Raw genomic sequence first — 5,561 nt, 5'->3', positions numbered from 1 at the left:
TCCATAGGGCTTTGGAAATTCAACCTTTCTCCCTCACCAACCAAAAGTTGATTCTCGAATGTACGGCTATGTTGAATTAATACCAATTCACAAAAGTGTTGTCACACTTTCGTGAATTGGTATAAAACTCCAAAGAGAGTTGCCGCGCGGAGCGCGGCAACTCTCTTTGGAGTTTAATTGTTATGCCATAGGGGCGTGCGTCGGACAAAGGCAAGAAGGCAGATCCCCACGCTAATACATAACCATCCGCAAATAAGATTGATGAGGGGGAGCGCCTGCTGGAGAACACCTAGGGATAGAAACTTACCCATAGCTTGAGAGGAGAGAAAAGCGCTGACGAGTAACATCGCTGAGCCGATTTCCCATGAATGCAATCGCGAATTAGGATGGGGACGATCGCTTTGTAGGCTATTGGGCGCAACTAGCTGGAGAAAAAACCTCGCGATCGCAGGACTCACAAGGCAAACGCCCAACCAAGCGATCGCGCTTTCCGATGTTAATTTTGAGGGTAAGGAGAAAATGAGTAAAAGTAAAATACCGACAAGGATAAATGCTGTCCCTGCCAAAATACCTGCCCCTTGCGGCAATAAAACATTGGCTAAACCTAAACTGTCCCGTTCGGTTTCCTGCTTAGCCAGATGAAACTCATCGCGGAGGGTTTTATCTAGTTGATCGAAACGATCAACGTCTTTTTCGGTAGGTGACGGCAAATTTGTCATCACTAAGGGGATGGTAATATCGCGATTATTGCCCGTTAGCTGCATCCAACTCAATTCCCCGCCAGCTTCCTGTAATTTGACAATCGAAAGCATGGAGAACGATGTGATATCGATTAGATATTCGGCGGCAATTCCCCATAGCCCTGCAAACTTAAGTTGCAAAATCTTTTCGGGAGAATGTAACTGGGCTTGCCAAGTAAAAAATCCCGTTAATCCAGAAGCGGTTAAGACGATTGCGGCGATCGCCCTCAGATTGCTCGATAAGTCGAGCATTGTCCAGCAGAAAAGCCCAAAAACTATTAGTACCAAACTATTAAACTGTCTCGGTTGCTGACCAATTGCCGAGGGACTAACTAAAACTGTGCGATCAGAATAGGTAACGACATTGAGGGACTCGGCATTAAATTTTTCTGGCGGTTGCTTGCGATCGGTGGGGGACTTAAATCTACTTGACTGTAAGGATAGGGAAGCCGCAATTCCTGTAAAAATAGCGGCTGGCAAAACCCACCAAATCGCCACAAATAATTTGCTGTTTTCGGGCGATCCCCCAAGGACTGCGATTAAAACTAGCCAATAAGCAGCAATCCCCAACAATTGCGATCGCGAAAAAAGGTAATTAGAATTTTGGCGGCATACCTCCACAACGGACTTAGCCGTATATATTCCAATTATTAAACCGCAGACCAAGACCATACTGGTAATTGCCAAAAGATCTAACTCGCCTTTTGTTAATAGCCGAGCAATCGCAGTGGCAAGGATCACTAGACCTGCAAAGATAAAATTTACAGAAATAGGATAAGTTGCTTGTCGCCACCCCCACCCAATTCTGCCTGACACCAATTGTCGTTGTGTGTGGGAGGGCAAAACTTGCATAGGCAGTAAAAGTTAGTAGTTAAGAATATAAATAAGAATATAAATAAGATAAATGGGCAGCTAAATTAAACCGTGGCGATCGCTTCGTGACGGGCAAAAATCATCCGTCCTGCCGAAGTTTGTAAAGCACTCGTAACAATTACGATAATTTGCTTGCCAAGATACTCGCGCCCCTCTTCAATCACTACCATCGTGCCATCTTCTAGATAGCCGATACCTTGAGAAGCCTCTTTACCTTCCTTGAGTACCTTGATTTCGATCAGATCCCCTGGCAAGTAGGTTGGGCGGAGAGCTTGGGCGAGATCGTTAATATTTAAAACTTCCACCTGCTGTAAATTGGCAACCTTATTGAGGTTGTAATCATTGGTGATCAGAGTGCAGCTTAACTCTTGAGCTAAACGTACCAACTTAGCATCAACGGTATGTAAGTCCTCATAATCCGCAGAGTGAATGGTGATGCGATCGCTAAACTGATCGCGCATATTGTTGAGAATATCTAGCCCCCTTCTACCACGCACTCGTTTTTGATCGTTAGAGCTATCGGCGATCGTTTGTAACTCTTGAATCACAAAATGGGGAATCAATAATTGTCCTTCTAAAAAACCCGTCTCCATCAAAGTTTGAATGCGCCCATCAATTACCGTACTGGTATCGAGTACTTTCGCGGTAGCCGTACGCAAAGTACCATCAGCTAATAGGCTACTTTCGACATTGTTGGGATTGATCAAACGCAATAGAGCGCGTCCGTGGGTATCGGAGAGCGTCATTCCCGAATAAGCAAAGATAATGCTGACCAAGATGGCGGTAAGGGGTTTAATGAAATCAAAATTGTCAGGGATCGGAATCAGGAACAGGGGCGCTAGCATTAAATTCGCCACCAATAGTCCAAAGACCAAACCCACAGCTCGCCCTAAAATTGTCTCAATGGGCATTGAGCGAATATTTGACTCGATGCGGCGATAGGTATTTTGCACGACCAATCCCGTAATTAGCCCGATCGCAGAGCCGACACCCAAGGTAACCCAGCGTAAATTTTGGATGTTGAGATGAGCGATCGAGTCCGATGGCAAGAAATCAATACCGTGGAAGCCAGTACCCGCTCCCGCGAGGATGAAAGTAAAAATGATGATAGCGTCAATCATAGGGCGGAACTCCGCTGGGACGAATAAATATTTCAGGAAGGGAAATCAAATAATCTCTAGCCTAAAGCTTTAATTGATTTTAGGTAATACTTTTCCAACTTTCTCAATCCTTTGCATACAATTCTACACAAATCCAAACGAGGATTGTCTATTTTGGTGCTTTTGGACAGCCTTCAGCGGATTTCTGACCATCGGGCATAATCGCCCCGCATAAATTAGTTTCTGACATATAGGCTCCTGTCAAATCTGCCCCCGTGAGATCGGCTCCCCTGAGATCGGCTTTGTCAAGGATTGCGCCAATGAGATTGGCTTCACGCAAGTCGGCAAGTTTGAGATCCGCTGAGAACAAATTCGCATTGCGTAAATTTGCGCCGCGCAGATTGGCGAAACTTAATTTTTCTCGCGAAAGATTGCATCCCGCACATTCTCTAGTCTGTAAAACTTGACGAATTTGATTGGGATCGGCAAGGGCTGATTCGATCGCACTAATGGAGGCGATCGCGGCAATTAACCCTGAAATGATTAAGGAAGAATGGATTGTCGGTTTCATGGTGGATCGCTCAGGTTGTAGCTGACCAATTTTCAAGCTTTGGAAGCTGGGAATTTGCATCCACCCTATCACTAAATCACTTGAGATTGCGATCGCAATCACAGGTGTCCAATCCTGATATCACTTGCCATTCTTCAATAAAGATTGATGATGTTGTTATTGAATTAATCGCTTACGGGTAATGTTCACCCACTCGGTTGGTTTGATAGCAGGAAGCAGCCTTAACCGCTTTCATCAGAAGATTAAATCCATAGAAATTTAATTTTCTAATTCGTAGTCAGCAATTAGAGAACGCAGATTAGAGGCAGTCATGAAAAGTACAATTGTCGCCACATTTTTAGCCATTTCGGGTTTCGCCATTTCAGGTTTCGCTCTCGCTACGCCAGTCAATGCCCAAACAGCGATCGTCGCCGCTCTATATCAAAGTCCTACGACTCCTCATACCGAAGTCCGTTCTGAAAGTGCAAATATTAATTCCCATCAAATTATCCTTGCCGTTAATACCACTCCTGAAGCAGTTGCGATCGCGGACAATCTGATTGCAGGCAAAACCTACGATCGCATCGTTACCGTAAGTCACAAAGATAATCTCGCCTGTTTGGTGAGCGGTAAAGGTTCTATTGATGGAGTCGTCATGTGTGGTTTTATCGATCACGAATAATTACCGCAATTATCGATCAAACGAACCACAAGAAGATTTTGAAAGCTTTGCTTCGCAAAGCTTTCAAAATCTTCTTGGTTTGGATTTGAGCGTAAAGCGCTGTATGAATAAAAGGTTTTTCCAGTTAAGAAATGGCTACGCCATTTCTTAACTGGAAAAATTAGGGAAAAAGTTGCCATTGATGGAGATTCGGGATCAGGCGATATTAGATATGTCAGGATTATTTTTAAATTCGTTCAGCTTTTGAAGTCCAAATTGAGCGCGTTTAATTTGCTTTTCGCAGAGCTCTTCGATCTCGGAACGGACAATTTCAATCCCGTTTTGCGTATCCGTGGCGCGATCAAAAAACACGATACTATCTACCTGTTTCATGCCAATTAAGCGAAAGAGCATATCGATTACATTGTATTCGCCGCATTCTAGCTGCGCGTCATTGAGTTTTAGGCGATCGATATTCGCAGGAGTGCGATCGCAATAGGCGTAAATAGTTGTCTTTTCGAGTTCGGGATTATCGTGATTGCTCAGGGGCGTAAGTAACCAGCCACCTTCAAGGTCTTGGATCACGATATAGGTTGTATGTCTGAGGTTTTGGGCGATCGCTTTAAGAACAGATGCAATTAAACTAACCGCACTTGCCGTTTCTTCATCGGGCGTACTCTGAACTAGTAAGGCAACTTGGCGATCGAGAATTTGATCTTTAGTGAGCATGAATCTAAGGAATATGATGTGCTGAGCGTTTTAGAGCAGGCTTTGCCGTAATCGATTGCAATACTTCTAAGGTCTCAAATATCGCGTCCCGCATTGTCGTCTCGGTTTCTCGGTTGAGCAGGATTTGGCAATAATCGGCGATCGCTCGTTCCTGCGCCGCAGGTAAGCGATTATCGCGAACGTACTGATTGATCTGTTTAATTGCAATGAGTCTAGCTAGGTCATCACTGACCGTAAGTTGGGCAATTAGCTGATCGAAATTATCTTGCTGACGCTGCAACCATTGTTTAAAAGCTTGGCGTACCAGAATCGCGAAAATCCCTAAGGTTGCACCTAGTTGCAAAATGCTTGCCGCCGCTAACCAATGATTTTCTTGATTTGACCAGACTGCCAAGATCGTATAGGTCAAAAAAACGGTACCCGTGCCACTAGCCACCGATAGGGGCAAATGCCGATAGGGACTTTGAAAAAATCTCTGAATTCGCCATAAAATTACATTCCAATTCCAGTCCTGCATCACATAGACGGCAATCATCGCGCCGATTCCCGTACCAGTGGCAGCGATTAATTGCCAGTTCCACAGAAGTAACATCACCAAAAAAACTGCCAACAAAGCCCATACTGGCAGCCCCTGTTCGCGAGCTAGTCCGCGCCATAGCGATCGCATCAGTAGATGAGCTTGCGAAGAAGATGTTGCCGATTCCTGTTCTTGATGATGTGAGTTTTTGACCACTGGTGAACCCAATTTGTCCCTAAGGAATTGTAATAGCTACTTTACAGGATTTTAGTTCAAAAAGGTGAGATGGGATAGAGCCGCATCTCACCTTTTTATACCAAGTTAAGAAATGGCGTAGCCATTTCTTATAGCTACCGCCAGTCTTGTTAGGACAAAATTAAAACCCAAGATC

At 44.5% G+C, this 5,561-nt stretch carries 6 protein-coding genes; 1 reads left to right on the top strand and 5 read right to left on the bottom strand.

Translation table 11 applies throughout. The annotated features are described in order from the left end of the window. Nucleotides 1–173: 173 nt before the first annotated feature. The 3 genes from AC805_RS05630 to AC805_RS05620 form a co-directional block, all read right to left on the bottom strand. Nucleotides 174–1,592: a hypothetical protein gene (locus tag AC805_RS05630; RefSeq protein ID WP_156341315.1), complete on the bottom strand. Its 1,419-nt coding sequence runs from the start codon at nucleotides 1,590–1,592 to the stop codon at nucleotides 174–176. A 65-nt stretch (nucleotides 1,593–1,657) separates the two neighbouring features. Next, nucleotides 1,658–2,734, bottom strand: a complete 1,077-nt coding sequence (locus AC805_RS05625) for a PIN/TRAM domain-containing protein (protein ID WP_009626530.1) — start codon at nucleotides 2,732–2,734, stop codon at nucleotides 1,658–1,660. 148 nt (nucleotides 2,735–2,882) lie between these two features. Further along, nucleotides 2,883–3,284, bottom strand: a complete 402-nt coding sequence (locus AC805_RS05620; RefSeq protein WP_055074506.1) for a pentapeptide repeat-containing protein — start codon at nucleotides 3,282–3,284, stop codon at nucleotides 2,883–2,885. A gap of 310 nt (nucleotides 3,285–3,594) precedes the next feature. On the opposite strand from AC805_RS05620, the gene AC805_RS05615 reads away from it, so the two are divergent. Continuing rightward, nucleotides 3,595–3,945 carry a hypothetical protein gene (locus AC805_RS05615; protein ID WP_055074504.1) on the top strand — a complete coding sequence of 117 codons (351 nt, stop codon included), beginning with the start codon at nucleotides 3,595–3,597 and terminating at the stop codon, nucleotides 3,943–3,945. 195 nt (nucleotides 3,946–4,140) lie between these two features. Here AC805_RS05615 and AC805_RS05605 read toward each other — a convergent pair whose 3' ends face one another. Further along, nucleotides 4,141–4,653, bottom strand: coding sequence for a hypothetical protein (locus AC805_RS05605; protein ID WP_055074502.1), 513 nt, complete (start codon nucleotides 4,651–4,653; stop codon nucleotides 4,141–4,143). Nucleotides 4,654–4,657: 4 nt separating this feature from the next. After that, the gene (locus AC805_RS05600) at nucleotides 4,658–5,386 is read right to left on the bottom strand and encodes a hypothetical protein (protein ID WP_055074501.1); all 729 of its coding nucleotides are present in this window, start codon (nucleotides 5,384–5,386) and stop codon (nucleotides 4,658–4,660) included. Nucleotides 5,387–5,561: the final 175 nt, after the last annotated feature.

The sequence above is a fragment of the Pseudanabaena sp. 'Roaring Creek' genome (genome assembly GCF_001402795.1).
Classification (GTDB): domain Bacteria; phylum Cyanobacteriota; class Cyanobacteriia; order Pseudanabaenales; family Pseudanabaenaceae; genus Pseudanabaena.
The sequence above is the reverse complement of the archived record's forward strand: the minus strand, read 5'-3'. Positions and strand labels throughout refer to the sequence as shown.

Bases quoted from the DNA above. Each gene is read 5' to 3' on its own strand.
- AC805_RS05630 (WP_156341315.1), bottom strand. From the start codon at position 1,592: ATGCAAGTTTTGCCCTCCCACACACAACGACAATTGGTGTCAGGCAGA.
- AC805_RS05625 (WP_009626530.1), bottom strand. From the start codon at position 2,734: ATGATTGACGCTATCATCATTTTTACTTTCATCCTCGCGGGAGCGGGT.
- AC805_RS05620 (WP_055074506.1), bottom strand. From the start codon at position 3,284: ATGAAACCGACAATCCATTCTTCCTTAATCATTTCAGGGTTAATTGCC.
- AC805_RS05605 (WP_055074502.1), bottom strand. From the start codon at position 4,653: ATGCTCACTAAAGATCAAATTCTCGATCGCCAAGTTGCCTTACTAGTT.
- AC805_RS05615 (WP_055074504.1), top strand. From the start codon at position 3,595: ATGAAAAGTACAATTGTCGCCACATTTTTAGCCATTTCGGGTTTCGCC.